Genomic DNA, 25,683 nt, shown 5'->3' with positions numbered 1-25,683 from the left:
CCGGGTTCTTTTTTGGGTGAGTGTCCGCTACACCCTGTGCACCCATGTTATCCATGGAAGCCGGCGATAGAGAAATAGAATATTCGGCCCCTACCATCACGAAACTGCATACCTGAAGCAGCGCCTATTCAAGCACTTTGGCTGCGTTTCAACTCCCAGCTTTCAGGAAAAAAATGGCCCGCGCATGGCGGGCCTAAGCCGGTCCGAAATGGACCCTGCTTTGGACTTCGCAATCGAGGTGTCTTACGGCGCCTCGACCTTCATCGTCTTCAGGAGCGGTTGCCATTTCACGCTCTCCGACTTCAGCCAGGCCTGGAGACCAGCTGGCGTCTGCTTGTCGATGGGTACGATTTCTGCACCGAGTTCATCAAGCCGCTTGGAGACCACCGGGTCCTTCAGGGCTTGCTGCAGCGCCTTCGTCAGGCGCGCAGTGACGGCCGGAGGGGTACCCTTCGGTGCATACACACCATGCCACACTTTCATGGAAAACCCTTTAACGCCCCCTTCATTCAGCGTCGGGGTGTTGGGCAGAGCCTTGATTCTGGCTGGAGTGGTAACGCCGTACAGCTTGACGCGGTTTGCAGAGATTTGCGGAAGCGTGGAAGTGGTCTGGTCGCAGAGCAAATCGACCTGGCTGCCCAGCAGAGCGGTCATCGCCGGACCCGTCCCTTGGTAGGGGATGGACGTCATCTTGACGCCCACGGCCTCCTCGAACAGCAAGCCGCAAAGTTGCGAGACAGCTCCCAGTCCCGCGTTAGCCAAGGTGACCTTGTCTTTGTTCTCTTTTACATACTTCACCAGCTCCGCGGCCGTGGTCGGCGGCAAGTCCTTCCGGCCGAGCATGGTCATGGGAACATCAGCGACCTGGCCGATGTACTCGAAATCCTTCAGGGGATCATACGACAGCTTTTTATAGAGCGCGGGCGCCGTCGCCATCCCGTTGTGATGAATGAGGATGGTATAGCCATCTGGCTGCGCACGAGCAACATAGGCCGCAGCAACGGTGCCGCCAGCCCCAAGGCGGTTCTCAACCACCACACTCTGGCCCAGGTCCTTCGACATCGCTTGCCCAAGCGCTCGAGACACGACGTCCGTCGGGCCGCCAGCCGAGAAGGGAACAATCAACGTGATGGGCTTGGATGGGAACGCGTCTGCCGCTGCTACAGAAGAACAAAACGCAATGCCTAGCGCGCCAACCGCCAAGCGGACACAAGGACCAACAAGAACCGCATGCTTCCGAACCATCTTCTGTCTCCGATAATGCCGCGACGAACATGTCGCCGCCGAACCTGTTCGACTTTCGAATGGAAGGTTGCGGGAAAAGTGCCACGCGCGGCAATCAGGAAAAACCGAAAGGTCCGTACGGCAAATCCGAACGCAGCGAAAACTGAGGCCGTTTCATAGGAGAAGCGTATGAAAGAGAAGCGTCTGAAAGCGTTAGGCCCCGATATGCCACCGATTTCGCCGAGTTCTGAGCCAGAAGGCCTGCCCGTTGCTGCCGTAAGCAGACCTGGAAGCTGCTAGTACAAGCCGTGCGGCTCCAGCACCTGGCGAAGCCATTCCTGCTCACGAGTTCCCGTCGCAATTTCGGCCATTATCTTTTGCTCGTTCTTTGCCGTCACTGCTACCGCATCCAATAGCGCCGCTGCCTGGGACAAGGGAAACGCAACCACGCCGTCCTCATCACCTACAACGATGTCGCCCGGAGAAATGAGCTGCCCACCAACGGAAACCGGCACATTCATCGCCCCCGGCCCCATCTTGTACGGGCCACGGTGACTGACGCCTCTCGCATAACAGGGAAAGTCAGCCTCGTAGAAGGCAGCGGTGTCCCGAATCGCACCGTCCAGAACGAACCCGGCGCAACCTCTAGCAGCCGCATACTGCATGATGAGCTCGCCAACCAGCGCATTCGTGCAGTCGCCGCCGCCATCAACTACCAGTACATGGCCGGGCTGCAGTTCCATGAGAGCCTTGTAAATCAGCAGATTGTCGCCCGGTCTCGCCTTGACTGTTACGGCAGTCCCGACCAATTTCTTGCTACGGTTGAATCGCTTCAGACCAGTGACACCAGAGAGTCGTTGCAGATTGTCGCTGATGTGAGGAGTCACCACATCTCGGAACGCCTCAACTAGCTCGGTAGGCGCGAGAGAGGGCACGTGATTGACGGTGAGGTTGGGTGTTGCCACTGAGAGTCTCCTGATGAATCGCGGTGATATGCAGACTCTCGGCCAACATGGTTCAACTGTAAATTCTCAATACCGGATCGCTTCCATACGGAAAACCTATGGATAAGCAGTCTGCCGTACGGCTTTAGGCACTGTACGCTGGCGAGGTGCGACCACCTTTCCACTTGCCAGAATTTCGATTGCCGCCTCGACGGCCGCGCTTTGTCGGCTCTTCGACCAAGCCATCGCAGTAGTGACAACGCTCACCGCTTCCTTCAATGGTCTGACAACAACGCTCTCCGGCGCAGCTTTCTTCATCGACGACGGCACAAGCGCGATACCCTGGCCGCAGCCCACAAACGCAACTTGCGTTGCAACCGTTCTGACCTCGTGGAGTATCCGGGGAGAAAAGCCAGCTGCCCGACAGGTCGCTATCAAACTGTCAAAGTAGGTCGGACTCACCGCGCGGGAGAAGATGACAAAAGGCTCGTCCGCCAAGCTGGCAAGGCGAACCCTGGGCATGTCCGCGAATCTGTGAGTCTTCGGGAGGGCCACCGCTAGCCGGTCCTGCTTGAGCGGCATGGCATCAACACCTGCCCCTAACTCGCCTTCAAGGCGAGCAAAGGCAAGGTCAATGTCTCCCCGCTCGAGCGCCGGTACCGCATCTACGCTGTCAATCTCGGTCACCGAGACCGTCAGGTGAGGGAACCTGCGACCAAGTTCGTTGATGAGTCCCGGCAGCGTATCGACTAAGGCGGATGAAATTGCGCCGATGGACAGCACGCCCGTGCTTCCAGTAATGGCTTCCTGGACGGCGAGCTCCAATCGATTCAACTGCTCGACGAACTTCCGCACGGCCGGCAGGATGGCAGCTCCTACGGGGGTCAGAGTCGCGCCCTTCCTTCCGCGCTCGAAGAGCTTCACCTTGAGAGCCTGCTCCAGCACCTGGATTTGCTCCGTCAATGGAGGCTGTGACATCCCCAGACGCTTTGCCGCACGCCCGAAATTCCCTTCTTCAGCAACGGCCAGGAACAGGTAAAGGTGTCGAACAAGCCTGAAGTTAATCATGACGATTGATAGGTTTGGCGTATCGAAAGCTTACTGGATTCGGAATTTACATCGAGAACTCTAGCGCCGACAGTATGACCATGGCAACCCAACAGAGTCTCGACATGAGCACCTCTTCTACGCTGGACCGTCTCGCATCGTTGGACACCAACACGGTGTCAGATGCGCTCGATTTCCTGAATCTACCTGGCGCAACCTATGGCATCCGCCCTCTCTGGGACTGCCCGAAAATCGTTGGCCGCGCGAGCACCATCCAACTCGGTCCCAAGACTGATGCAAAACCGACAGTCCACCTCATTTCTCCAGTCATTGCCCAGGTACTGACCGACGACCGCATCCTGGTCATCGCTGGCGGGTTGGACGGCATTTCGTGCTGGGGAGACATCCTGGCGAACGCTTCCGTGGCTAAACAGGTCCGCGGCTCAGTCATCGACGGTGCGAGCCGGGACATCGAAGGCAGCGAGTCGATTGGCTACCCCGTGTTCGGGCGAGGCGTCACGATGATTAGTGCGCGCAACCGCGTAGTGCAGGTCGACTCTGGCAAAACTGTGACGTTCGCTGGTGTTGTCGTTCACGAAGACGACTATGTCATCGCAGACCGCTGCGGCACGGTATTCGTCCCCGCCGACCGCATCGAGGAAGTGTTGGACCTCGGCGAGCGCATCGCCCGCCGCCAGGACGGCATGGTGAAGGCTGTCCGCTCGGGTCGGTCCGTCGAGGAAGTGATGCACGACAAGGAATTTGAAGCCATCAAAACTGCGGAGGCAAAATGACTGACAAGGAACTGGTCGCACTTTTCGAGGGTCTGGATACACCGGGCGTATCTGACGCAATGGACCGACTCGGTCTGCCTGGCCAGTGCCTGGACATCGCTCCGCTGGACAACTATCGGAAGGCAGTAGTCGGCCCCGCTTTCACGGTTAAGTATGTTTCGGCTAGCACCCCGCCGGGAACCGTCGGCGACTTCATCGACGACGTGCAGCCTGGCGACGTCATCGTCATCGACAACGACGGCCGTACCGACTGTACTGTCTGGGGCGACATCATGACCCAGTACGCTGGCGCACGCGGCATCGCGGCTACCGTGATTGATGGCGTGTGTCGCGACGTGATGAAGGCGCTCGGGGACGGCTATCCGCTTTTCACCCGTGGACGATTCATGCGCACGGGTAAGGACCGCGTCCAGGTCGATTCGGTGAATACCCCAGTTTCGGTCGGCACGGCTCGCGTTTGCGCTCGGGATATCGTCGTGGCAGATGCCAACGGCGTGGTCATCATCCCCCGAGGACGCGCTCAAGAAGTTGCCGAGCTCGCGCGGAAGATTGAGGAAGTCGAATCAAAGATTCGTGACTACATCGCTGACGGGAAGACATTGGGCGAAGCACGCGAAGCCCTCGGCTACCACACTCTGCAAAGGAAGGCGCCATGACGTCCGAAATCCAACGTCTTAACGTCCATCTCGCGAGCGCCCAGCCCTCGGCTACCTACCGAATGATGGACCGAGTTGCGGCGAAGCGTGCGACCGGAGCGAAGGTTATCTCCCTCAGTGCCGGAGAACCCGACTTTGACACGCCACCTCACGTTTGTGAGGCGGCCATCGGCGCAATCCGAGCCGGCCATACGCGGTACACCCAGGTAGCAGGACTCAGAGCGCTACGCGAGGCTGTTGCCGAGAAGTTCAATCGTGAGAACGGCCTGGACGTCCGCTGGCAGGACACCATCGTGTGTTCTGGCGGCAAGCAGGTCATCTACAACGCCTTGGCAGCTACGCTCAACGGCGGCGACGAGGTCATCGTGCCCGCCCCCTACTGGGTGAGCTATCCAGAAATGGCACAGCTCTGCGGCGCCACACCGGTAGTTGTACCGTGCGGCGCAGATGTTGGCTTCAAACTGACACCGGATGCACTGAGCAAGGCGATTTCGCCCCGTACTCGATGGCTGATTCTCAACTCGCCTTCGAATCCCACGGGAGCCGTGTACCAGAGGGACGAACTCGCCGGCCTTGCAGAAGTACTGCTGGCGCATCCGAACGTCCTCGTACTGTCAGATGACATCTACGAGCATCTGACGTTCGATGGCGCCGAATTTTTCACGCTTGCGCAAGTCGAGCCGCGTCTGAAAGACCGCACGCTGACGATGAACGGCGTGTCAAAGGCGTATGCCATGACTGGATGGCGTATTGGCTTTGGCACCGGCCCGGCCTGGCTGCTGGAAGCAATGGAGAAGCTTCAGGGACAGCAAACTTCCGGCGCATCCTCTATTTCGCAACACGCGGCCCTTGCCGCCCTGCAGGGACCACAGGACTTCATTCGCGAGTCCAAGGAAGTCTTCCAGGCTCGCCGAAACATGATGGTGGAGCTACTGGATAGCACCCCGGGTCTGAGTTGCACGATGCCTGGCGGCGCGTTCTACGCGTTTGCTTCCTGTGAGGATTTGCTTGGGAAGACGACTCCGGCCGGGACCCTCCTGCGCACAGATGAGGACGTCGCGCTTGCCCTTCTCGAGGAGGCCAACGTAGCAGTGGTGCATGGCTCGGCCTTCGGCCTGGGTCCGTATATCCGCTTTGCATACGCCCTGGACAACGACTCGCTGCGCCAAGCCTGCGAAGCCATCCGGGAGTTCTGCTTGTCGCTGAAATGACGTGAGGAAGGGCCGGCTGCATCGCGCCCTTTCATCCCAAGAGAATGGGGCGCCAGGCAGTACAGCTCAGGAAGTAGACGGAAGCCGCAAAGCTATCCGGCGCGACGGTCGACGGACAACACCAAAATCGTACCATGATGACGCTCACCCGAAACACTCTCAAAGAATCCGTCACACTTGACGTAGACGGCGTAGCCCTCAAGGTAGCCGCCATCAGTCGGCAAGGGGAGCTTGCACCCATCGTCTTTCTGCACGGTTTTGGTTCCACCAAAGAAGACTTTGCGGACATCGCACTCATCGAGGCCTTCGCCGGGAGGGCGTTCCTTGCCTATGACGCTCCTGGCTGCGGTGAAACTGCGTGCAGCGACCTCCGGAGGATAAGCATTCCCTTCCTGGTCGAGACCGCGAAAGCGATGCTTGCGCCCGCGGGGATAGACCGCTTCCATCTGGTGGGACACTCGATGGGTGGGCTCACGGGGCTGATGCTTGCCCATGAGCTGGGCAACCGCGTGCTGAGCTTCATTGATATTGAGGGTAACGTCGCACCAGAAGATTGCTTCCTGAGCCGGCAAATTGTCGATTTTCCGTCCGATGACTCCCAGGACTTCTTCAATGACTTTATCGACCGGAACTGGCATTCGTCGCAGTATTCGTCACCGCTATATGCGGCCAGTCTTCGACATAAGGTTCGAGCGCAGGCGGTTGCCAGCATATTCAGCTCGATGGTGCAGCTTTCGGACCACGGCGCGTTGATGGATAAGTTCTTGTCGCTGCACTGCCCCAAGATGTTCATGTTCGGCGAGCAGAACAACCATCTTAGCTATCTTCCGCTCCTCGACAAATCAGGCGTGGAGCTTGCTGAGATTAGCCATTGCGCCCACTTCCCGATGTACTCGAATCCCGTCGAAATGTGGCAGCGCATTGAGCGCTTCCTCTTGCGTGCCGAGAACAGGTAGTAGGCAAACGCTGTTGCTGCGGCACGAAACACGGTTCGCCATCATGAACACTCGCTTCCTCGAAAGCTTTATTCTGGTCGTGCAGCTGGGCAGTTTTCGCGCCGCCGCAGAGAAGTTGCACATCACTCAAGCCACGATTTCAAATCGTATCGCTTCGCTCGAGGAGGAAATCGGCGCTCGGGTATTCTCACGTGAGGCAGGTGACCTACGTCTGACACCCGTCGGCATGAAGCTGATTCCCCTGGGGGAACGAGTGCTAGAGATGCAGAAGTACATCCTGCAACTCGGCCAGTCGGACCAGAATGTTTTGGGCAGCGTCCGTATTGGCGCCATCGATACCGTCGTCCACACCTGGTTGGTGGGGTTCATTGAACACCTCCAGTCGTCATATCCCGGAATCGAAGTCCAGCTGAGTTCCGAGTCCACGGACCGGCTCAATAGAAGTCTTCGTGATGGCGACGTCGACATCGCACTACAAACTGACCAGTTGGCTGGTGACGGTGTCATCAGCACGACTTGCCTGCCGATGGGCGTCGGATGGGTAGGGCCAGGTGGCAAGGGTCAACCCAAATCGGACGTTCGAGAACTACTCGCCCAGCCCGTCGTCACGATGAGCCGGGGCTCGCAGCCCTACCTTGTCCTGAAAGACGTCTATCGACGCGCTGGTGTCCCCATGGGGAAAGTACATTGCGTCAATTCCATCGCGGCACTGGCTCGTTTGGTTCGCAGCGGCTTGGGGAATGCGCTTATACCTCTCCCCCCGGTGCGGGAAGAGATCGTCCGTGGTGAGCTTCGGATTATTGAGACGGATATGGCGCTCCCGCCCCAGGGGCTGATTGTCAGCTATTTGGAAAGTCGAGAATCCGATGCGATCAGACTGGTGGCCGAATTGGCTTGCCAGGAAGCGGACAGATTTATGCGCTCCATGCCAGCGCCCTTCTCGCCACAGTAGTTCTCCATCGGACTCGGAAAGCCCTGCTCAGGTCTTGATTCACGAATAGAGATTACCCGAGCTATTCTCCATATCGCAGGTTAATAGCGGGCCTTTCTCTACAGAGGACAGCCGGGATTTGCCCTTGCCCGCGCGCCTCCATAGCCACCCAAGCACCGCAAAAGGGCTCACGGAGGGCACCTTTCGGTGAACGAACCCTTAAGGGTCGAAGAAAAATCTATTAGCCCCTCGAAAAAATTCCCGTTTGTCGACGACCACCTCTCCTACGTACGATTCATATAACCAAAACGCGAGGTGTGAAATGACGCGGAATAAGTTCAGCATGCTTTTTGTCGCATCGGATAGCAGTTTTCGACTCGTGTCCGTCATGCCGGATTTCTTGGCCAGCCTACGCTCCGCCAAGGAAACACCTCACATGGCGTTGGAACACTGAACTGTCCCGGACGCCGCGCCACGAAGTGGTGGCCGGACCTTGAACCGACATTGGTATCTGAAGCATGACCCTCACATTGGAACTGGCCGAGCCGGACAACAGTGTCGCCGCCCGAATCCACGCAGCTGGCTCCGGCGCCCTCCTGCTTGACGCGTCCACGGGCGCGTTCGACAACGACACTCAGTCGCTCCTTCTTTCGCTGGCCTCCAGGTTGCGGCAGCGCCTTGGGAAAGTCAGCTCACTTGAGGTGGTATCCGGCGTCAACAATCTACTCCTGACCTTCGACCCTCTTCAGCTCCATCCGCGCGATGCTGAAATGATGATGCGCACGCTCTGGGAATCGGCCACCCCTTCGCGCAGCTCTGGCAAGCATTTCGACATCCCTGTCACCTACGGCGGAGAGCATGGGGAAGACCTGCAAGACTTGGCCAAACGCGCGTCGCTCACCGTTGAAGACTACATAAAACGCCATGGCTCCGCTGTCTACACCGTGGCATGCGTCGGCTCGATGCCTGGGTTCGCCTACATGACTGGCCTCCCCGACGAGTTGGCAGTACCGCGTCGCAGTACGCCCCGTATGAAGGTCTCGAAGGGCTCGGTAATCGTTGGTGGCAGCCAGGCCGGGGTCATGCCCTGCACCGCTCCCTCTGGATGGCACATCGTCGGAATAACCGACCGCGAGATGTTCGATGCGTCGAACGAGCGGCCGTGCCTGCTGGCGCCTGGGGACTCCGTGAGATTCAGCGTCAAGGAGGTTCTGTTGTGATTGAGATTCTGTCAAACGGCGCCCCCAACGTCGTCCAAGACCTGGGACGCTATGGATGCTTGAGCTACGGAGTTAGCCGGAGCGGCGCCATGGACCCGTTTGCGCTTTCGATTGGCAATGCTCTGGTTGGTAATGAGCGCGGCGAGGCTGGCATCGAAATCAATTTGTTCCCCTTTCGCGTCAAGTTCCACCAGGACATCCGATTTGCTGTCACGGGCGCAGATGCGAAGACGACCCTGGACAACCAGCGGCTAGCGCCATGGTGGGGGCGGAGCGCTTCCGCTGGACAGACCCTTGTCATTGAGCGCCCACGACGCGGCGCCCGAGCGTATCTCACCTTCGGCGGCGGCATCAATGTCAAGCCGATTATGGGTTCAAAGTCGACTGATTTGAAAGGAGCGTTCGGCGGCGCATCCGGGCGGGGGCTGATGCGTGGGGACCGTCTGGACGTTGGTAGCGAGCATTCCCGCTCTGCCCGCCCTTGGAAGGTGGGCCTGGGAGTTGTGCCGCCGGGCCTTCTCGACTACTGGGACGAACTGAGTACGAACTGCGTCACCGTTCGAGTACTGCCTGCGGCCGAGTTTGACCGCTTCACTCCGAGGTCTCTTGCCGCATTCTTGCAGGATGAATTCAAGGTATCGCCAGACGCCAATCGTGTCGGCTACCGGCTCATCGGCCCCGCGCTCATCCAATCCGTACCTGTAGAGCTCCTTTCCCACGGCATCGTGGCAGGCACCATCCAGGTTCCCCCATCCGGGCAGGCCATCGTGCAACTCGCAGAGGCGAACACGTGTGGAGGCTATCCCAAGATTGCCACGGTGATCGAAGCCGATTTGTGGAAGCTCTCCCAAGCACCTATTGGTTGCAACGTACGCTTCGAACTGACCGACATCGACACCGCGGTTACGGCGCTGCGAACCAGACGCGATGAAGAGCTACGCATCCGCGACACCCTGGCCATGATGTCGGGCCGCGCTTGAACATCCCTAACGGACCCATCGAGAAAGGAACCTAGAATCATGAGCACTCAAACGAAGGCGATTGAAGTCGACCTCAACTCCGACATGGGCGAAGGGTTCGGCGCATATCGCATGGGCGACGATGCTGCCATCCTGGAAATTGTCACGTCGGCGAACGTAGCGTGCGGGATGCACGCTGGGGACCCGGAAATCATGGCCAAGACGTTTGCTCTGGCAAAAGCACGGGGCGTCGCAGTTGGCGCCCATCCCGGATTCCCCGACCTGTGGGGCTTTGGTCGCCGCGTAATTCCGTTCACCGATGGTGAAGTCGAACGGCTCGTCGCTTATCAGATTGGCGCTGCGCAGGCCCTCTCTCGTTATGCGGGGCACCCTATTACCTACGTCAAGGCGCACGGCGCGCTGGGCAACCTTACCCAGACAGATGAGGCCGTTGCCAAGGCGATTGCCCGGGCCATCCAAGCGGTGGACCCCAACCTCATTTGCATGACCTTCGCCGGCGCGGTGATGGAGCGCGTAGCTTCGGAAATGGGCTTGGCTGTGCGGCGGGAGGTGTTTGCTGACCGCACCTATACGGAAGAAGGCACCCTGGTGCACCGCTCCGTCCCGGGTGCCGTACTCCACGATGGCGAGGAGGCTGCTGCCCGGATGCTGCGCATGGTCCAGGCCAGTGCCATTGAAACGGTTACCGGGAAACTGCTCCCCGTACAGATTGACACTATCTGCGTCCACAGCGATACGCCAGGCGCAATCCAGATGGCGGCAAAGGTGCGTAGCAAGCTGGAAGGTGCCGGCATTCTCGTCAAGTCTTTCAGCTGAGGACAGCATGGACCTGAAGTTCGTCGAAACACTGGTCGGCGTCCTGGAACGCTCAAGCGCACTCAGCGAAATTGAGTACAGCGATGGACAGCGGCAATTGGCGTTGAAGAGAACGCCAACGCGTTCTGGCCGGAGCCGCGACGCCGGCACACATGTCACTTCGGACCCCTCATCCGAGGTGGTAGATGCGGCGCTTACCGTACAACCTGTCAAGAACCCGGTCGCGCCGGCTGCGACGAAGCACACTATCGCTGCCGGCATGATTGGCACCTTCTATCGCTCACCCGCGCCTGAACAACCGCCCTTCGTTGCGGTGGGGGACACCGTAACCGAGGGCCAAACCTTGGCAATTGTAGAGGCGATGAAGTTGCTTAACCCCGTCGAGGCCGACCGGTCAGGGCGCATCACTGAGATTCTCGTGTCCGATGGGGCTTCGGTCTCGCCCGATACGCCCCTGTTTGGGCTCGAGGACCTGGAGGGCGCCAATGTTTGATACGGTCCTCATCGCGAACCGCGGCGAAATTGCGCTCAGGATACAGCGTGCCTGCCGCAAACTTGGGCTCAAGACGGTAGCTGTCCACTCGGAAGCCGATTCCACCCTCCGTCATGTCGCTTTGGCAGACCAGGCCATCTGCATCGGGCCCGCTCCTTCGTCGAAAAGCTACCTAAATCAGCAGGAAATCCTGCTGGCCGCAAAGGCTACCGGAGCAGGCGCCGTTCATCCTGGGTACGGCTTCCTTTCAGAGAATGCGGCCTTTGCGGCTGCCGTCGAGAAAGCCGGTCTAACGTTCATTGGGCCGACGTCCCAATCCATCCGCTTGATGGGTGACAAGGTTACCGCAAAACAAGCGATGGCTGAGGCGGGAGTCCCCTGTGTTCCAGGTTCCGACGGCCCTGTTCCCGAGGATACCGCCGAACTCGCAGAAATTGCTTCACGCGTAGGCTTTCCGCTCATTGTGAAGGCGGCCGGAGGCGGTGGAGGCCGCGGCATGCGAGTCGTGGAAGACCCGAGTGTCCTGGCCAGCCTCGTGGCAATGACGCAGGAAGAAGCCGGCAGGGCCTTCGGGAACCCGACCGTCTATCTCGAGCGATACCTCAAGACGCCGCGCCACGTCGAGATTCAGGTGTTGGCTGATACCCATGGCAACGCCGTGTGGCTCGGCGAACGGGACTGTTCGACTCAGAGACGTCACCAGAAACTTATCGAAGAATCTCCGGCGCCTGGCATCCCACGGGATGAGATTGCGCGGATTGGCGAACTTTGCGCCCAAGCCTGCATCCGCATCGGATACAGGGGGGCCGGAACGTTCGAGTTCCTGTACGAGGATGGCGAGTTTTTCTTCATTGAGATGAACACCCGGGTCCAGGTGGAACACCCTGTAACGGAGCTCGTCACTGGTATCGACATCGTTGCCGAGCAAGTGCGAATCGCCATGGGTGAGGAGCTGAGTATTCCGCAGCGTGATGTGTCGTTCAACGGTCATGCCATCGAATGCCGCATCAACGCCGAGCATCCTTGGAAGTTCACCCCCTGCCCCGGGAAGATTGTGGACTGGGTGGTGCCGGGTGGGCCAGGAGTACGGGTGGAATCTCATGTCTATCCTGGCTACGTCGTGCCACCCCATTACGACTCACTGATCGCAAAACTCCTGGTGCTGGGTTCCACCCGCGAGGAGGCCGTATCCAGAATGAAGGCGGCCCTTGGCGAGTTCCAGATTAAGGGAATTCAGACAACCGTCCCACTTCATCGCAAGTTGATGGACGAACCTGCGTTTGCTGCTGGCGGTTCTGACATTCACTATTTGGAGCGACTGATGTCGCTTTGGGCCACATCTAAGGAAAACGGCCATGAACTGTGAAGAGATTTCGTCCCTGGTCAGCAGACTAGAACGCGCTGGCGTGTGGGAGCTGACATATCGCGAGGCTTCGGAAACGCTGACTTTACGGCTTTCCTTAGCGCCTGGTGAGCCCCGTGAGCTCCCGACGGTTGGCAACAGGGAGACTACGGAGCCAGCTGCGTCACCCCGGGTCTCGAACCCTAGAGAGATTGTTGCAAACGCCACCGGCACCTTCAGCCGAAACCATCCGCTGGCCGCTGGCTCAGCGCCATGTGAAGTTAAAAAGGGCGACCACGTTGGCTATCTTGCCATTGAATCTGTACTGAGTGCCGTCCCTGCCCCCGCTGACGGCCGTACAGGACATCAACTCACAGAGGACGGGAAGACGGTCGGATACGGCGACGCTGTTCTCGGGTTCCTCGACGCCTAGCAACCAGGACTATTTGTCCCGCCACATTTTTAAAAAGGACGGACGCCATGAAGCGCATCACGACTGCTGTAGTTGCCGCATTGTCCCTGTTCAGCACTCCGGTCTTTGCCAGTGCCGCAGATTACCCGAACAAGCCGATTCGAGTGCTCGTACCCTACCCGCCTGGTGGCTCAACTGACGGCGTGGCGCGCCTGGTTGGACAAAGGCTCTCCGCTAAGCTCGGGCAGCCGGTGGTTATCGACAATCGCCCGGGTGCGAGTGAAGCAATTGCCGCCGCTGCAGTGGCGAAGTCGGCGCCGGACGGCTACACCCTATTGTTCGCGACTATGACGGGCCTGTCGGTGAACCCGAGCCTGTACAGCAAGCTAAGCTATGACCCGGCCAAAGACTTTACTCCCATCATTCAGGTGACGTCTATCCCGAGCGTCGTGGTGGTGAACCCCAATGTTCCTGTCAGAACAATGTCGGAGCTTGCCCGCTATCTGAAGAGCCGGCCGTCATCAGAAGGCTATGCATCTGCGGGGAATGGCACACCCAGCCATCTGGGGATGGAGCTGTACAAGAAAGCGACCAACACCAACGTCGTCCACGTCCCCTATAAGGGCGGAGCGCCTGCACTGCAGGACCTCATGGCAGGGCAAGTGCAAATCATGATGGCGCTCGCCCCCGAAGCAATGCCGCTCGTGAAAGGCGGAAAGCTCAAGGCGTTGGCAATCACCACGTCGAAGCGCGCCACAGCATATCCAGAACTCCCCACTGTGTCCGAGAACGGCTTGCCGGGCTTCGAGATGATTTTCTGGCAAGCGCTCGTCGCGCCGACGGGTACCCCAAAGGATGTGACCGCCAAGCTGAACAAGGCCATCAACGAGATTCTGGCCGAGCCGGAAATCAAGCGTCGCCTTGTAGAAATGGATTTGGAATCTGCTGGAGGCACTCCGGAAGCTCTGGAGGTGCTGATGAACACCCAGGCGGGCAAGTGGAAAAAAGTCATTCTGGACGCCGGCATCAAACTGGACTAGCAAAGCGGCCTGGCTCCTGGCTAAACACCCTACCGCCTGATGCTCGATTCGACGCCACGTGCCGGCTCAACGTGCTTGCCTGCGGCGTCCGCGCTATCCTTCCTCGCCCTGAACGGCGAGGTTTGCCGCGCATTCTGATCAAAGAGGTCCACGACAAAATCGTCCACGACGGCCTCTGCGGATCCGCCGATTCGGCCTGGCCGGATGCACTCTCCCCTGCCATGGCGGTCCGCCCCGGTCTTCGCAGAGGCCGTTCATGGCCGAGAGTTGATACAGAACAGAACGTCGCGATTGCCATGTCGCCGGGGCTTGGCGATGGTGCGCTGCACTCCCCCCACTGCTGTCGCCCACCACGTGGATGCGGCCACGCTAGTGCGCGTACACAGCCTCCCAGGTGTTGAATCCCTTCACCTCAATCGGGTTACCGAAGGGGTCGATGAAAAACATCGTCCACTGCTCGCCCGGCTCGCCTTCGAATCGCACTTGTGGCGCCAGTACAAAATCTGTACCGGCCGCCGTCAGCCGGTCGGCCAGCGCGCGCCATTCTGGCAGCAACAAGATAATGCCGAAGTGTGGCATCGGCACGAGGGCATTGCCGACCCGCCCGGTGCGTGCGGTCTCGAACGGCTTGCCGAGGTGAAGCGAAATCTGGTGGCCGAAGAAATCGAAGTCAACCCAGGTGTCGGTGCTGCGGCCTTCCTTGCAGCCAAGGACGCCGCCGTAGAAGCGGCGCGCCTCATCGAGATCGGTGATATTGAACGCCAGGTGAAAAACAGATTGCGTCATGATTCGTCAGGTGCTGTTTAGCGGATAGTGGAATTATGCGCGATGGCCGCGCCGGATGACGGTACAAGATGGCCAGTGCGCACGCCGCACTGCGCGCTGCGACCCTTGACTTTGCGACTATGCCGGTACGCCGGAAGCCGCATCACGAAAAGACGAGTCCCATGCCCCCTGCTGCCAGCAATTCCGCCTCACCGAGGCGGCAAGCTGTTGGAGGAACGCCAAATTCAGTATATAACTTTGGCTATGACTGGCATGGACACCCTCTGGCTCTCGAACCCCACGCTTGCTTACCGCGACTGGCAAACCCGGGAAGCGGCCGGCGCCGACAGGCGCCCCTTTGCTGAGCGCTCGATCCTGCAGCACCAGGCGATGTTCGAGCATTTCCGTCGACACCTGCTGGCGCGGGGCAAGTCGGTGGCCAGCTTCGGCACCGATGACATTGAGGCCTTCTGGCAAACCCCGGAAGCGCGAACCTACTCGCAGGCCACCCGCATGCGGTACGTGAAGCTGCTGGATCGCCTGTGCCGGCATCTGGTCTTCGCCGGCGTGCGCAAGGACAATCCCGCCGCAGGCCTGCTGGCCTCGGTGCGCTGGCCAGAGGAAGAGCCCACACCGTACTACCTCGATGCGGCAACTGACCAGCGGCTGCAGGCTTACCTGCAATCCCCCGCCGAAGACCTGGCCGAACTTCGCAGCGGCGCCATCGTGGCCACCTTTCTCGGGACAGGCATCACCGCGGCCGAGGCTCGCGCGGCGCGTATGGGCGACCTCTATCCCGACGCTGCGCCACCGTACCTGTTCGTCCCCGCCCACGGCCCACGCGAAGCGCGCACCGTGCATCTGCCCGATTTCGCTGTGTCGCTGCTGCGCGAGTGGCTGGCGCGCCGGAAGACGCTGCCGATCGAGGGCGATCGACTCTTTACCTTGCGCCCGAACGGCCAGCCGGTTACCGACATGAGCTTCGGCCGCATCGTGTCGGAGATTCTCAAGGCGATCGGGGTCTCCGACGTCGAGATGAGTCCGCGCACCCTGCGCAATACCTTCTGCCGCCGCCAGCTGCTCGCCGGCCGCCCGCGCGACGAAGTGAGCCAGATGCTCGGGCTGGCCAGCAGCCGGACCTGCGACCGTATCTTTGCCACCATCCAGCTACCAGCGGCCTAGCGGATCCGCTAGCGCTATAGCGATCCTTGCAATGCCTGCGCTGTACGGGAGTCAGATACCGCTGGAAGCCATCAAAGCCATCTACCGCCGCGCAATGGATCCGAAAGCGAGCGACGTCGAAGGCGACACTCGGTGGGCCGCTGTCGCGGCAGAAGTCATGGCTGTTGCGGGCGCGGAGAATACTGCCGCGGCCGCAGCCATCATTGCGTAGTGGCATCACGACTGGAGCCAGATAGGCGATGCTCCGAAGGCGGCCGCCGCGCGTATACGCCGCCCAGCTAGCGCTCTTTCGCCTCCAGCCAGTGAATTGCGGGGAATTTCCTGCTTGCAAGGATGCAGGTTTTTGCTATTCTTCGCCGGTGCGCTGCTCGCCAGTACCGGCCTGCAGGCGCGCATTTCTAACCTGATACGACCATGGCCACGAAAGCTAAACCCGTAGCAAAGACCGCAACGAAGACCGCTGCAACGAAGGCTGCCCCTGCCAAGAAGGCCGCTACCGCCAAGAAGGCTGCCGCTGCCGCCCCGGTCGCAAAGCCGATCAAGGACACCTTCAACAAGTCCAGCCTGCTGGCACACCTGGTTGCCCAGACCGAGCTGGACAAGAAGACCGTTCAGACCGTGCTGGCTCACCTGGAGAATACCGTGCTGAGCGCGGTCCACAAGAAGGGCGCTGGCGAATTCACCCTGCCCGGTCTCTTCAAGGTGTCGGCCATTCAGGTGCCGGCCACCAAGAAGCGTTTTGGCAAGAACCCCTTCACCGGCCAGGAACAATGGTTCGCCGCGAAGCCGGCCAGCGTGAAGGTGAAAGTCCGCCCGCTCAAGAAGCTGAAGGACGCTGCTCTGTAATCGCAGGTCGCGAGCAGAAAGTAAGCAGCCCCGGGATTGCGAGTGCCCGGGGTTTTTACCTATGGTAGGTCGTCAAAACAACGAATGCTGCAGTGTCGCGGCCTGCTGCCAGGCGGCCTGCCCATGCTGCGGCATCCCATGCCGACCGATTGCGGCTCAATCCATTGAACCGTAAGGGTGTGCCTCCTCACTTTCGATCATAAGATTTTCTTCCCATTGCACTCATCTAATGCTCCTTGTTTCGGACCATTATCGCGAGTGCGTCAATCAGCTGTTGCGGCGGAGACGATAGTTTCCACCAGGATGTCTGAATGACCCAGTTCGCACTGCGCGGTCGCGCGCGTGGACGCGGCATTCGGGGCCGTCCATGCGTCCCAGATTTCATTCATGCCTTCAAAATCCCTATCAAGGTTCTTCAGCCAAATTTGTGCCGTGAGCAATCGACTCTTGTCGGTCCCCGCTTCCGCCAGAAACTTCTCGATCCTGGCCAAGGTTTGTCTGGTCTGGCCGCGAATGTCCTGGCTACGGTCGTCAGCGGTCTGCCCGCCTACAAACACCATGCCGTTGTACGCTACCGCGCGGCTACGTCTTTTATCCGTGGCAATTCGCCGGATTTCAGTCATAGGATCCTCCTGATTCAGCGCTTTTGATCGTCATACAGAAACATTCCGAAGTCGAAGCTATCCCGCTAGCTCGCCCAATGTGACGGGCTTGATCGGCGGGCGGATCCGGTAATAGCCCACTTCCTGTGGCGAAACGCCACGCCCCTGCGCAATCAGCTCCGTCACCGTCAATCCGCACAGGCGCCCCTGACATGGCCCCATGCCGCAACGCCCAAACGCTTTCGTCTGATTCGGGCCTTGGCAGCCAACCTCGACATACTTCCTGATCTGCCCCGCCGACACCACGATACCTCTCTGGTACTGCTCCATCAGGGAGTCGTGCCCAATACCCAGATCAGCTGGGCAGCTTCGATGTCGTCTGGCGCAGCGCCGAAGGCCGCAACCCAAGGGCCAACGACGTACGTGTGCGTGCCTGCGAGTGTCACGCCGCTGTGACTGGTTGCGACGAAGGCTCCCGGGCATGACGCGGATTCCTGATAGATCGGGCTTCCGTCGGGCGTCATCACACGCAGCGCGCCCCAGGCGCGAACCAGGCGCACGTTGGCAAGGATTGGGAACGTCTCCACGGCACGTCGGGCAATCCATTTGCCGGAGATCGTTACCTTGATCCGGCCAGGAGTTTTAGCAATGCCCACTGATCACCAGGCCGCCACGGCGCCTCTCTTTGCGCCGGCAGAGGCAGATCGTGTTTCAGCGGATTGACGTGACCGTCAAGCGGACACCAGCTGCCACCGGCGACTTTCGGACCGATAGCCGGAAGATGGCGCTTCAGTTCGGCATGATCCATCATCTGGTAAGGCACCCCGGGGCCAGTGTTCCTGAGGCCCTCGAGCATCGTCTGGCGGGCACGCATTTCCTTTTCGCTGAAGCCGACCCAGAAGCCGCCAGATTGCTGCAGGTCGACGTCAACCCCGGTAAGTTCCATCAACTCGTCGGCCAGGGGTTTCCAATGATCGATGGCCTCCCGGGACCAGCGGGCGTAGCGAGGAAACCCATCGCCCTTGCTCTGCGCCCATACCAGCCCAAAGTTGTCACGCGACGCCCGATTGGCGATGTCTCCCTGATCCAGCAATGTGACTGGCGCCCCGGCTTTCGCGGCACCAAAGGCGATGGCCGCCCCAACCACGCCACCGCCCACAACGATGACTTCTTCCTTGCGCATGTTTATCCTTCGACCGCCCGATCCTTCATTCACAACACTGCCAATCCTCGAAAGACGAATGGCGTCATCTATCAATCGATACTGATGTGACCTGCCTTGATGACTGCTCCCCATTTGGAGGCATCGGCTTTGATCAGATCCGCGAACTGGGCCGGCGAACCCGGCGCAACGGTCGCCCCCAGGCTTTCGGGTTGCTTCATGATCTTGGGATCCGACAGGATCGCGTTGATCTCGGCGTTCAGCTTCTGGACAATCGCTGCGGGCATGCGGGCAGGCCCGACGACACCACCCCAGGTTTTACCATTTCGACGGCGGGGAACCCGGCTTCCGCGATCGTTGGCACCTTTGGCAACAGTGGCGAGCGGGTCGGGCCCGTGATGGCCAACGCGCGAATTCGGCCAGCGCGCACCTGCGGCTCCATGGACGTGAAATTACTGACCATCAACTGGATCTGTCCGGCGCGATATGGGGTGGAACCAGACCCGATATCGCGACACGGCGCGGCGCCTGGCCCTACCGTGACTGTTCCCCTTGTCAAGGGCGCTGCCATGCCAGTAGATCCGCTACGGTGGCACTGGCTCCCCCGCAAACGACCACCAGGACATCCTCCGCCGCATTGAGTTCCGAGATATCGTGGTCCAGCGCAGCCAGCGTGGCGCCACATGCAGGCTCCACTAACACGCGATGCTCATCCAGTAATCGGAGGCAAGCAGCCACCGCAGCGGCATCTGATACGACCACGCTCCGGATCGGATGACGTTGAGCCCAGTCGACGGCTTGCTGGCAGGGACTTCTGGCACCAAGCGACGTCGCTATGCTGGTAATTTCTGGCAATGATACCGGCCTGCCCACAGCGATCGATGCCGAGTAGCTAGCAGCACCTTCGGTTTCAACCGCAACCACGGGGACGTCGCCCCAGCCATTGCGCGTCATTCCCTCCAGTACGCCGCAAAGCAGACCACCTCCGCCTACGGATAGCAGTACGGCTCCCGGCCTGACACCAGCTTGTGCAACTTCGTCAATCAGCGTTGCATGGCCTTCCCATAGCAATGCGTCGTCGAAGGGATGGATGAATGCTGTATGTTCGGTGAGCAGTGACATGGCATATGCATTGGCTTCCGCCCAGGATTTGCCGTGGACAACGAGACTTGCACCTTCCAGTCCGATCAAGGCTCTCGCCCGCGCAGATGTGCTTTCCGGCACAACCACTGTTACGGGCAAACCGAGAATTCGGCCGCAATATGCGACAGCCATGCCGGCGTTGCCCCCTGATGAGGAAACAAAGTGTTTGGCGCCACGTTCCATATGCCAGGTGCATGCATGTGAAATCCCGCGCAACTTGAATGAACCAGACGGTTGCAGGCCCTCCATCTTGAGCCAGACAGTTTTGCCCAGACGGATGGAGTTGGACTGCGAACGAAGCAGTGGTGTATGGATATACAGAGTCATGGCCGAAAAAAGGAAAATGCTGACGGGATTCACGCAGGTGTATCCGGCGCGGTTGGCATGATGGGCTTTGCCCGACTGGCCGCGCCAATGGTGCGTGTGGACCAGGCCAGCGCCATCAAGCTCAAGGCTGCACTTGCAGAGACATACCAGGCGGGCGCCGAACCACTCTGGCAGACTCGGATAAGCCAGGTCGCGATCAGGGGGGCAAAGCCACCGAAGACCACCACGGCGGCGTTGTAGCCGATCGAAATACCGGTGGACCGGACCTCCTGCGGAAAAAGCTCCGCCATGGCAGCCGGCGCGGGGCCGGCGATTGCCGCAACGAGCATTGCCATCCAGAGTTGGACGCAGATCAGCATCCCGAGGCTGGGCACACGCTGGAGAGCGACGATCGCGGGATAGCAAGTCACCAGGACTCCGGCAATGCCCACCAGAATAATCCGGTAGCGGCCCCAACGATCCGAGAGGCTACCGAACAGCGGCGCGAGCACAAGCAGCATCACCAGCCCGATTGCATTGCTGGCCAGCGAACTGGACAGCTCAATCTGTAGTTGAGTCGCCGCATAGGTCGGCATATAGACCAGGAAAAAATACGAGCAGACCGTCCATACAGTGGTAATTCCAAGGCCTGCGACGGTTTCGGCGCGGTGGTCGCGCAGCACCGACCTTAACGGAGCACGACGACGTGCCACCGATGCCTCACTGCTTGCGTGCTCTGGCTCCGGCAACTTCCGGCGAATGTACCAACCGATCGGTCCGATCACCAGCCCCAGCATGAACGGGATGCGCCAGCCCCATTCGTCCATCTGCGCAGCCGTCAACGTTGACGACAGCAATGCCCCGAGGCCGGATCCAAACAGCAGTGCGGTGGACTGAGCTACCTGCTGCCAGCTTCCATATAAGCCTCGGCGGCTGTGGGGGGCAGATTCGATCAGCAGGGCCGTCGCCACGCCCATCTCCCCTCCCGCCGAGAAGCCTTGGATAAGCCGTGCGGCAACGATCATGAGCGGCGCCCAGATTCCTGCTTGCGCATAGGTCGGTGCGAAAGCGATCATGGCGGTACCGATGACCATCAGCAAGATCGTGAGCGACAGCGCCGCGGATCTGCTATGCCGATCCGCAACCGAGCCCAGCACGATCGCACCTACCGGGCGCATGATGAAGCCTACGCCAAAGGTTGCGACCCCTAACAGCAGGGACACCGAACCCTCGTCCGATGGAAAGAAGAGCTTCGATATGGTGAGTGCAAAGAAGCCGTATACGGCGAAGTCATACCATTCGAGCGCGCACCCTGCAACGGCGGCTGCGATCGCCTTCCTTTGAACCGCATCGGGTCCATGATGTGTTTTCGATTCGCCCATGATGTCTCCTCTTCTCTTATGGATATCTCTTGCCCGGGCTGCAGCCAATCAGGCGTTGCTCGCCGTCCCGGCTCGTGAGGCAACAACTGCACAGCAGTTCCCTTGCCGCACAAGGCCGGGCTGTCGCTTCGCGTAAAAGATCCCGCTTTGCTGGCACCTGAGGTCCAGCGGAGCGCGGCCGGGATCGCTCGGGAAATGGATTCGCCCTGCCACCTGACCGGCTTCGACCGGCTCTCCAATAGAGAAGAGCGGTTCGAACACGCCATCCGCATTGGCGATGACATAGGCTGCAGGACCTGGCACTTCGTAGCGCATCGCGGCCGGCGTCGGTGTCGCGGGCGCGACGTCTTTCAGGACCCCTAGATGGCGCAGGACGCTCCGGACGCCGCGCCGGCAAATTGTGAGCGCCTCGCGCGAAACGGTCCCCTGCCCAGCCATCTCCACGCTCAGCGTGATCAATCCCGCCGTCATCGCCGCACTGGCGGCAGTACGCGTGTCCCCCAGGTTGTCCAACACGACTGAGATCGGCGCACCAAATGCCGCTGCTGCCGCCAGGTTACGCTCGGTATGCGACGTATCGCCGGTGCAGTGAACGATGCTGCTAGGGAGAATATCCAGTGAACTGCCCCCGGAATGAAGACTGATGAAAGCATCGCTCGCTGCCATCAGAACATCATTCACAAAGGCTGCAATCTGCTGGGTCACGGATCCGTTCGGATCCCCCGGAAAGGCGCGATTGAAATTGAGTCCGTCAATCGGTGAGTTTCGCTTGCCGGCAATCGCGGCCGGGAGGTTGATTGCCGGGATGACGATCAGTCGCCCTCGCAACCTGCTGATATCGAGATCCCGGATGATCTCACCAAGCACGATCTGTCCTTCATATTCGTCGCCGTGATTCCCCGCCTCCAGCAGAACGGTAGGCCCGTCGCCATGACTCAGCACCGCGATCGGGATCCGTGTCGTACCCCATGCGTCATCGTCGGGCGAGTGAGGAATGTGGAAATACCCCACCTGTCTGCCCTCGCGATGGAGTTCGACATCGGTGAAAACCAGGTGCTTTCGCGCAGTCCCCTCACTGCTGACCGGGAGGAGGGTTTTTGGGAAAGGCTCTCTTGCGTCACGCGTCATCGCTTGCCTGCCGTTGGTTGCTCATGGGAGACCTGAAGATAGACTCGCCATGCCATACTTTCAAATACTTGATAGTTTCAACAGCTATACTTTGTAAGCATAGGCCAAGGCCTGAGTTGCCCTCGGCGGAGAAAAAAATGCAAACCATCGAGATACGCCATTTGCGCTATTTCATCGCTGTGGCCGAAGCGCGGAGCATCGTTGCGGCAGCCCGCACACTGAACATCGTGCAGCCTGCGCTGTCACGTCAGGTCAAAGACCTGGAGGACTACATTGGCGCGCCGTTATTTGTCCGGCATGCGAAAGGAGTAAGGCTCACCCCCGCTGGCGTGAGCTTTCTGAATGACGCGAAGCAGTTGCTGCGCAATACGCTTGATGCGCGCGACCGCGCGCACCGTATCGGGCAAGGGCTCGGTGGAACACTGAAAATTGGCGCGCTGCCAAACTATCTGGTCTTGCCGGAAGCCCTCGCAATACTCAAAGACTTCCGGGAACATCAAGCCGACGTGGTGCTTTCCGTCGAGCCAATGTTGTCGTTGCAACAGGCGCAATCTATCCGAAACGGCGAGTTGGACGGCGGCATACTCGCATTCCGGTCCAAAGATGACCCATCGCTTCAGGGCATTCGTCTCCTGCGTGAAGGCTTCGTGCTGGCCATGCCTGCCCTGGTCAAAAACTCAAGGACTACCCCCAAAAAGCTGGCAGATGTCGCGACGCAGAGATTTATCTGGTTTAGTCGGGATCGATCTGCCCCACAGCATGACGCGCTGATCACTGAATGCGCCAAGGCAGGCTTTGTTCCACACATCGCCCAGATCGGTGCGGATATCCCAACCATGCTCGGGCTGGTCGCCGCAGGGATGGGCTATGCATTCGTACCTGCCAGCACACGGGCGGCGTGCCCGCCGTCCGTAAGCCTGTTGCCGCTCAAGGGGCTGGAGGTCGAGTTTGACGTCGAGTTCGTCTATAGCCGGGAAGCGCAATCACCGCCTGTCGAGCGATTCGTTGCATCGGTTCGCCGGGTGCTTGGGGAAGACCACAAATTGGTATTTAAAGACACACCCGGCCAGCGACGGGCGGGCGGTTGATTTCCGCCGTCATTGATCCAACGGCAGAAGTTCGGCTTTAAGCGTCGCTGGACGGCGCAATTAGTCGGTCATTCGGATGTCTGCTGGGCCCACGCTGACGGACTATCGCTAGCGAGTCCCCATTTTAGTTCATGCTCCACCAATTCCGGAGCTCCGGCGACGGATCGCCCCCAATCTGCGTGTGCTTCCAAGGGGGCGTAGCGCACGGCAGATTGTTCTCCGAGGCTCGCATGCGCTCTCAAGAAGATATGGCGGATGCCCGTCCATTGGTCGAAGAACAGAGATGCGCCGAACCTGCCATCGAGATACGAAACCGATGTTCCCCAACCCGCATTGTCGCCGGCGTGGCCGGGCGTTTCAGTAGGCAGCGTGATCGGCGTGGTACCGATGGCGGGGGCCCCCACGCCGAACGAGTAGTGTATCGAGAAATTGACCGATCCCTGGGACACCATGCACTTCAACGACGAAATCCGCCCGTGTCATGGCACGGGCAGGTGGCCGCAGTAGGAAATCCCAATAACTACAGCGCGGTTGTCCCATAGCGCTACCGTGTTCTGCCGCCACTTCAGTCGGATCTGGTATTCCGGTGCCCCTGCCTGCCGATACAGATACTGCAAGAGGTTCACCGAAACAATAGTCAGAGCCGATACGACCCTTGTGGTGTTCGTTGTAGTTGGCCAGATGAGTGACAAAGCCTTCGTTGGCACGCGCCTGCTTTCTGGCGCCGTCTATGCTGCGCGCAAGGCGGGCCTGGAGATTCCGCGCAACCTCTCGGTGATCGGAATTGGTACACCGGAAACCCCTGAGCTGATGTACCCGCCGCTGACAACCCTGCGCTTCAATATCGAAGCCGCGGCGGAAGCCGCCGCGCGACTGATGCTCGACCGGCTTGAAGGCATCGTCGATGCTTCGCCACGCAATGTCACTGTGCCCCTGGATCTGGTACTGGGCGAATCCTGTGCGATGCGAGACTCGCGCCTTGCATCTCATGTGGCTCAACCAGGTTAGCGTGGCTAGGGTGGAGGGCCGCCGTTTCTGCAATTGCCTGGCGCACTCCGTATAAAGCCGCCCCCTTTGCTATCGCTGCAACGGTTTTCCAAACCCATCCAGACGACATCTGTACTGACGCGGGGGATTGCAATAGCCTGGCGTCCGGTGCAATGTATTGAAGCCCTTCTGGGAAGGAACACGCACCATGGATCTGCGCAAGCTGCGCCATGCGAGACGCTCCCAGTGCCCATTCACTTGATCAGTGATTTCGTGCCGCTCCTGATCAGTGTGACTCTTGAGAGCGATGCCGTCCTGCTCGCAGTCAACACGGCAGTCCGCTCAGAACTTGACAGCAGTGCTCTGGTCGCGCTCAATCTCTCGCCGACACCGGACCGGGCTTTCCACATCGGCATCGTCACCCTGAGCGGCTGGACACTGTCGCCCGCTGCGGAATGGCTGATCGAGCGACTACAGAACGTGGCATCCAGGGCGGGCTAACTGCTACTGCGTCCCATCATGGAGTCTCAAGTGAACGCTGACGAACTCCGGGCCCTATCCGCTTTTGCCGGCGAGTTGGCCGACATCGCTCGCGACAAGGCCATGCATTATTTCCGGTCGGACGTGGAAATCGCAATCAAGTCGGATGCGACTCCCGTCACGCGGGCCGACCGGGAAATCGAATCGAAACTTCGTTCGCTGATTGCCAACCGCTACCCACACCATGGCTTTTTCGGCGAGGAATCCGGCGGCTCCATCGGTGCCGGACTCGGCTGGGTCATCGACCCCATCGACGGCACGAAGAGCTTTATCTGCGGCGTACCACTGTTCGGCTGCCTCATCGCCCTTCTTGCAGACGGCAAGCCGGTGCGCTATTGCTCGGAAATTGGCGAGCGGATATCAAGGCCAGTCAGCTTCGATGACTTATCTACCTCTGCACCGGTGGAAGGCTGGTTCGGCCGGGAATCCATCTTTCGAAGCATGGAAGTCAGCTCCCGGGCCAGAAGCGGTCGCTCACAACAATAG

30 protein-coding genes and 2 pseudogenes are annotated in these 25,683 nt (G+C 59.7%); 19 read left to right on the top strand and 13 right to left on the bottom strand.

The features are described 5' to 3' along the window. Positions 1–243: 243 nt before the first annotated feature. Complete coding sequence (locus tag J8I82_RS20930) at positions 244–1,245, bottom strand: tripartite tricarboxylate transporter substrate-binding protein (RefSeq protein WP_209760740.1); 1,002 nt, start codon at positions 1,243–1,245, stop codon at positions 244–246. On the opposite strand from J8I82_RS20930, the gene J8I82_RS20925 reads away from it, so the two are divergent. Continuing rightward, positions 1,140–1,391, top strand: a complete 252-nt coding sequence (locus J8I82_RS20925) for a hypothetical protein (protein WP_209760950.1) — start codon at positions 1,140–1,142, stop codon at positions 1,389–1,391. The genes J8I82_RS20930 and J8I82_RS20925 overlap by 106 nt on opposite strands. Positions 1,392–1,520: 129 nt before the next feature. Here the strand turns inward: J8I82_RS20925 and J8I82_RS20920 are convergent, their stop codons facing one another. Together J8I82_RS20920 and J8I82_RS20915 are read right to left on the bottom strand one after the other, a co-directional pair. After that, positions 1,521–2,189, bottom strand: a complete 669-nt coding sequence (locus tag J8I82_RS20920; RefSeq protein ID WP_209760737.1) for an RraA family protein — start codon at positions 2,187–2,189, stop codon at positions 1,521–1,523. Between the two features lie 96 nt (positions 2,190–2,285). Then, on the bottom strand, positions 2,286–3,236 hold the full coding sequence (locus tag J8I82_RS20915; protein ID WP_209760735.1) for a LysR family transcriptional regulator: 951 nt from the start codon (positions 3,234–3,236) through the stop codon (positions 2,286–2,288). A gap of 104 nt (positions 3,237–3,340) precedes the next feature. On the opposite strand from J8I82_RS20915, the gene J8I82_RS20910 reads away from it, so the two are divergent. From J8I82_RS20910 to J8I82_RS20860, 11 genes are all read left to right on the top strand, one after another. Then, the gene (locus J8I82_RS20910; RefSeq protein ID WP_209760941.1) at positions 3,341–4,009 is read left to right on the top strand and encodes an RraA family protein; all 669 of its coding nucleotides are present in this window, start codon (positions 3,341–3,343) and stop codon (positions 4,007–4,009) included. Beyond that, complete coding sequence (locus J8I82_RS20905; RefSeq protein WP_209760733.1) at positions 4,006–4,665, top strand: RraA family protein; 660 nt, start codon at positions 4,006–4,008, stop codon at positions 4,663–4,665. Before J8I82_RS20910 ends, J8I82_RS20905 begins: the two co-directional genes overlap by 4 nt. Then, on the top strand, positions 4,662–5,876 hold the full coding sequence (locus tag J8I82_RS20900) for a pyridoxal phosphate-dependent aminotransferase (protein ID WP_209760731.1): 1,215 nt from the start codon (positions 4,662–4,664) through the stop codon (positions 5,874–5,876). Before J8I82_RS20905 ends, J8I82_RS20900 begins: the two co-directional genes overlap by 4 nt. A gap of 137 nt (positions 5,877–6,013) precedes the next feature. Next, a complete protein-coding gene (locus J8I82_RS20895; protein ID WP_209760940.1) occupies positions 6,014–6,832 on the top strand; it encodes an alpha/beta fold hydrolase in 819 nt (272 codons plus the stop codon). A 43-nt stretch (positions 6,833–6,875) separates the two neighbouring features. After that, positions 6,876–7,784, top strand: coding sequence for a LysR family transcriptional regulator (locus tag J8I82_RS20890; RefSeq protein WP_209760729.1), 909 nt, complete (start codon positions 6,876–6,878; stop codon positions 7,782–7,784). 497 nt (positions 7,785–8,281) lie between these two features. Beyond that, positions 8,282–8,983, top strand: coding sequence for a 5-oxoprolinase subunit PxpB (gene pxpB, locus J8I82_RS20885; RefSeq protein WP_209760727.1), 702 nt, complete (start codon positions 8,282–8,284; stop codon positions 8,981–8,983). Then, positions 8,869–9,963, top strand: coding sequence for a 5-oxoprolinase subunit C family protein (locus J8I82_RS20880; RefSeq protein ID WP_245179958.1), 1,095 nt, complete (start codon positions 8,869–8,871; stop codon positions 9,961–9,963). Before pxpB ends, J8I82_RS20880 begins: the two co-directional genes overlap by 115 nt. 39 nt (positions 9,964–10,002) lie before the next feature. Then, entirely contained in the window at positions 10,003–10,779 is a 777-nt protein-coding gene (locus J8I82_RS20875; RefSeq protein ID WP_245179956.1) for a LamB/YcsF family protein, read from the top strand. 7 nt (positions 10,780–10,786) lie between these two features. Further along, positions 10,787–11,272 carry an acetyl-CoA carboxylase biotin carboxyl carrier protein gene (accB, locus tag J8I82_RS20870; protein WP_209760723.1) on the top strand — a complete coding sequence of 162 codons (486 nt, stop codon included), beginning with the start codon at positions 10,787–10,789 and terminating at the stop codon, positions 11,270–11,272. After that, complete coding sequence (gene accC / locus J8I82_RS20865) at positions 11,265–12,638, top strand: acetyl-CoA carboxylase biotin carboxylase subunit (RefSeq protein WP_209760721.1); 1,374 nt, start codon at positions 11,265–11,267, stop codon at positions 12,636–12,638. Before accB ends, accC begins: the two co-directional genes overlap by 8 nt. Before the next feature lie 456 nt (positions 12,639–13,094). Continuing rightward, on the top strand, positions 13,095–14,066 hold the full coding sequence (locus tag J8I82_RS20860) for a Bug family tripartite tricarboxylate transporter substrate binding protein (RefSeq protein ID WP_209760719.1): 972 nt from the start codon (positions 13,095–13,097) through the stop codon (positions 14,064–14,066). Between the two features lie 369 nt (positions 14,067–14,435). Here the strand turns inward: J8I82_RS20860 and J8I82_RS20855 are convergent, their stop codons facing one another. Next, the gene (locus J8I82_RS20855) at positions 14,436–14,852 is read right to left on the bottom strand and encodes a VOC family protein (RefSeq protein WP_209760716.1); all 417 of its coding nucleotides are present in this window, start codon (positions 14,850–14,852) and stop codon (positions 14,436–14,438) included. A 243-nt stretch (positions 14,853–15,095) separates the two neighbouring features. On the opposite strand from J8I82_RS20855, the gene J8I82_RS20850 reads away from it, so the two are divergent. From J8I82_RS20850 to J8I82_RS20840, 3 genes are all read left to right on the top strand, one after another. Beyond that, positions 15,096–16,013 (top strand): tyrosine-type recombinase/integrase, encoded by a 918-nt coding sequence (locus J8I82_RS20850; RefSeq protein WP_431831568.1) that lies wholly within the window; start codon positions 15,096–15,098, stop codon positions 16,011–16,013. A gap of 31 nt (positions 16,014–16,044) precedes the next feature. Then, positions 16,045–16,224, top strand: a complete 180-nt coding sequence (locus tag J8I82_RS38430; RefSeq protein WP_245179954.1) for a hypothetical protein — start codon at positions 16,045–16,047, stop codon at positions 16,222–16,224. A gap of 203 nt (positions 16,225–16,427) precedes the next feature. Further along, complete coding sequence (locus J8I82_RS20840; RefSeq protein ID WP_209760712.1) at positions 16,428–16,859, top strand: HU family DNA-binding protein; 432 nt, start codon at positions 16,428–16,430, stop codon at positions 16,857–16,859. Between the two features lie 263 nt (positions 16,860–17,122). On the opposite strand, the gene J8I82_RS20835 is transcribed toward J8I82_RS20840, so the two are convergent. The 8 genes and pseudogenes from J8I82_RS20835 to J8I82_RS20805 form a co-directional block, all read right to left on the bottom strand. Then, positions 17,123–17,482: a RidA family protein gene (locus J8I82_RS20835; RefSeq protein ID WP_209760710.1), complete on the bottom strand. Its 360-nt coding sequence runs from the start codon at positions 17,480–17,482 to the stop codon at positions 17,123–17,125. 57 nt (positions 17,483–17,539) lie between these two features. After that, positions 17,540–17,764: pseudogene (locus J8I82_RS20830) on the bottom strand (FAD/NAD(P)-binding oxidoreductase); the annotation flags it as partial. Positions 17,765–17,790: 26 nt separating this feature from the next. Beyond that, positions 17,791–18,644: pseudogene (locus J8I82_RS20825) on the bottom strand (NAD(P)/FAD-dependent oxidoreductase). Positions 18,645–18,715: 71 nt separating this feature from the next. Further along, positions 18,716–18,910 (bottom strand): tripartite tricarboxylate transporter substrate-binding protein, encoded by a 195-nt coding sequence (locus J8I82_RS39100; RefSeq protein WP_280907716.1) that lies wholly within the window; start codon positions 18,908–18,910, stop codon positions 18,716–18,718. Continuing rightward, the gene (locus tag J8I82_RS39095) at positions 18,883–19,065 is read right to left on the bottom strand and encodes a tripartite tricarboxylate transporter substrate-binding protein (RefSeq protein WP_280907772.1); all 183 of its coding nucleotides are present in this window, start codon (positions 19,063–19,065) and stop codon (positions 18,883–18,885) included. Before J8I82_RS39095 ends, J8I82_RS39100 begins: the two co-directional genes overlap by 28 nt. Before the next feature lie 113 nt (positions 19,066–19,178). Further along, positions 19,179–20,093 (bottom strand): pyridoxal-phosphate dependent enzyme, encoded by a 915-nt coding sequence (locus tag J8I82_RS20815; protein ID WP_209760938.1) that lies wholly within the window; start codon positions 20,091–20,093, stop codon positions 19,179–19,181. Between the two features lie 29 nt (positions 20,094–20,122). After that, a complete protein-coding gene (locus J8I82_RS20810; RefSeq protein ID WP_209760706.1) occupies positions 20,123–21,454 on the bottom strand; it encodes an MFS transporter in 1,332 nt (443 codons plus the stop codon). Positions 21,455–21,502: 48 nt separating this feature from the next. Beyond that, the gene (locus J8I82_RS20805; protein ID WP_209760704.1) at positions 21,503–22,582 is read right to left on the bottom strand and encodes a succinylglutamate desuccinylase/aspartoacylase family protein; all 1,080 of its coding nucleotides are present in this window, start codon (positions 22,580–22,582) and stop codon (positions 21,503–21,505) included. Positions 22,583–22,719: 137 nt separating this feature from the next. On the opposite strand from J8I82_RS20805, the gene J8I82_RS20800 reads away from it, so the two are divergent. Next, entirely contained in the window at positions 22,720–23,670 is a 951-nt protein-coding gene (locus tag J8I82_RS20800; RefSeq protein WP_209760702.1) for a LysR family transcriptional regulator, read from the top strand. Between the two features lie 479 nt (positions 23,671–24,149). Here the strand turns inward: J8I82_RS20800 and J8I82_RS39645 are convergent, their stop codons facing one another. After that, positions 24,150–24,296 carry a TauD/TfdA family dioxygenase gene (locus tag J8I82_RS39645; RefSeq protein WP_431831567.1) on the bottom strand — a complete coding sequence of 49 codons (147 nt, stop codon included), beginning with the start codon at positions 24,294–24,296 and terminating at the stop codon, positions 24,150–24,152. Between the two features lie 55 nt (positions 24,297–24,351). On the opposite strand from J8I82_RS39645, the gene J8I82_RS38415 reads away from it, so the two are divergent. The 3 genes from J8I82_RS38415 to J8I82_RS20785 all read left to right on the top strand — a co-directional run bounded on the left by J8I82_RS38415 (position 24,352) and on the right by J8I82_RS20785 (position 25,683). Then, positions 24,352–24,678 (top strand): substrate-binding domain-containing protein, encoded by a 327-nt coding sequence (locus J8I82_RS38415; RefSeq protein WP_245179953.1) that lies wholly within the window; start codon positions 24,352–24,354, stop codon positions 24,676–24,678. Positions 24,679–24,930: 252 nt separating this feature from the next. Further along, positions 24,931–25,158, top strand: coding sequence for a hypothetical protein (locus J8I82_RS20790; RefSeq protein ID WP_209760700.1), 228 nt, complete (start codon positions 24,931–24,933; stop codon positions 25,156–25,158). 30 nt (positions 25,159–25,188) lie between these two features. Then, positions 25,189–25,683, top strand: a complete 495-nt coding sequence (locus tag J8I82_RS20785; protein ID WP_284183117.1) for an inositol monophosphatase family protein — start codon at positions 25,189–25,191, stop codon at positions 25,681–25,683.

It is taken from the genome of Cupriavidus consociatus, from assembly GCF_017814975.1.
Classification (GTDB): Bacteria; Pseudomonadota; Gammaproteobacteria; order Burkholderiales; family Burkholderiaceae; genus Cupriavidus; species Cupriavidus consociatus.
Note: the sequence above shows the minus strand (reverse complement) of the source record. Positions and strands in the feature narration are given on the sequence as shown.

Excerpts from the sequence above, each read along its gene's own strand:
- J8I82_RS20925 (WP_209760950.1), top strand. The coding sequence starts at position 1,140 with ATGGGAACGCGTCTGCCGCTGCTACAGAAGAACAAAACGCAATGCCTA.
- J8I82_RS20930 (WP_209760740.1), bottom strand. The coding sequence starts at position 1,245 with ATGGTTCGGAAGCATGCGGTTCTTGTTGGTCCTTGTGTCCGCTTGGCG.
- J8I82_RS20915 (WP_209760735.1), bottom strand. The coding sequence starts at position 3,236 with ATGATTAACTTCAGGCTTGTTCGACACCTTTACCTGTTCCTGGCCGTT.
- J8I82_RS20910 (WP_209760941.1), top strand. The coding sequence starts at position 3,341 with ATGAGCACCTCTTCTACGCTGGACCGTCTCGCATCGTTGGACACCAAC.
- J8I82_RS20905 (WP_209760733.1), top strand. The coding sequence starts at position 4,006 with ATGACTGACAAGGAACTGGTCGCACTTTTCGAGGGTCTGGATACACCG.
- J8I82_RS20900 (WP_209760731.1), top strand. The coding sequence starts at position 4,662 with ATGACGTCCGAAATCCAACGTCTTAACGTCCATCTCGCGAGCGCCCAG.
- J8I82_RS20895 (WP_209760940.1), top strand. The coding sequence starts at position 6,014 with ATGACGCTCACCCGAAACACTCTCAAAGAATCCGTCACACTTGACGTA.
- J8I82_RS20890 (WP_209760729.1), top strand. The coding sequence starts at position 6,876 with ATGAACACTCGCTTCCTCGAAAGCTTTATTCTGGTCGTGCAGCTGGGC.
- pxpB (WP_209760727.1), top strand. The coding sequence starts at position 8,282 with ATGACCCTCACATTGGAACTGGCCGAGCCGGACAACAGTGTCGCCGCC.
- J8I82_RS20880 (WP_245179958.1), top strand. The coding sequence starts at position 8,869 with ATGGCACATCGTCGGAATAACCGACCGCGAGATGTTCGATGCGTCGAA.
- J8I82_RS20875 (WP_245179956.1), top strand. The coding sequence starts at position 10,003 with ATGAGCACTCAAACGAAGGCGATTGAAGTCGACCTCAACTCCGACATG.
- accB (WP_209760723.1), top strand. The coding sequence starts at position 10,787 with ATGGACCTGAAGTTCGTCGAAACACTGGTCGGCGTCCTGGAACGCTCA.
- accC (WP_209760721.1), top strand. The coding sequence starts at position 11,265 with ATGTTTGATACGGTCCTCATCGCGAACCGCGGCGAAATTGCGCTCAGG.
- J8I82_RS20860 (WP_209760719.1), top strand. The coding sequence starts at position 13,095 with ATGAAGCGCATCACGACTGCTGTAGTTGCCGCATTGTCCCTGTTCAGC.
- J8I82_RS20855 (WP_209760716.1), bottom strand. The coding sequence starts at position 14,852 with ATGACGCAATCTGTTTTTCACCTGGCGTTCAATATCACCGATCTCGAT.
- J8I82_RS20850 (WP_431831568.1), top strand. The coding sequence starts at position 15,096 with ATGACTGGCATGGACACCCTCTGGCTCTCGAACCCCACGCTTGCTTAC.
- J8I82_RS38430 (WP_245179954.1), top strand. The coding sequence starts at position 16,045 with ATGCCTGCGCTGTACGGGAGTCAGATACCGCTGGAAGCCATCAAAGCC.
- J8I82_RS20840 (WP_209760712.1), top strand. The coding sequence starts at position 16,428 with ATGGCCACGAAAGCTAAACCCGTAGCAAAGACCGCAACGAAGACCGCT.
- J8I82_RS20835 (WP_209760710.1), bottom strand. The coding sequence starts at position 17,482 with ATGACTGAAATCCGGCGAATTGCCACGGATAAAAGACGTAGCCGCGCG.
- J8I82_RS39100 (WP_280907716.1), bottom strand. The coding sequence starts at position 18,910 with ATGCCCGCAGCGATTGTCCAGAAGCTGAACGCCGAGATCAACGCGATC.
- J8I82_RS39095 (WP_280907772.1), bottom strand. The coding sequence starts at position 19,065 with ATGGAGCCGCAGGTGCGCGCTGGCCGAATTCGCGCGTTGGCCATCACG.
- J8I82_RS20815 (WP_209760938.1), bottom strand. The coding sequence starts at position 20,093 with ATGACTCTGTATATCCATACACCACTGCTTCGTTCGCAGTCCAACTCC.
- J8I82_RS20810 (WP_209760706.1), bottom strand. The coding sequence starts at position 21,454 with ATGGGCGAATCGAAAACACATCATGGACCCGATGCGGTTCAAAGGAAG.
- J8I82_RS20805 (WP_209760704.1), bottom strand. The coding sequence starts at position 22,582 with ATGACGCGTGACGCAAGAGAGCCTTTCCCAAAAACCCTCCTCCCGGTC.
- J8I82_RS20800 (WP_209760702.1), top strand. The coding sequence starts at position 22,720 with ATGCAAACCATCGAGATACGCCATTTGCGCTATTTCATCGCTGTGGCC.
- J8I82_RS38415 (WP_245179953.1), top strand. The coding sequence starts at position 24,352 with ATGAGTGACAAAGCCTTCGTTGGCACGCGCCTGCTTTCTGGCGCCGTC.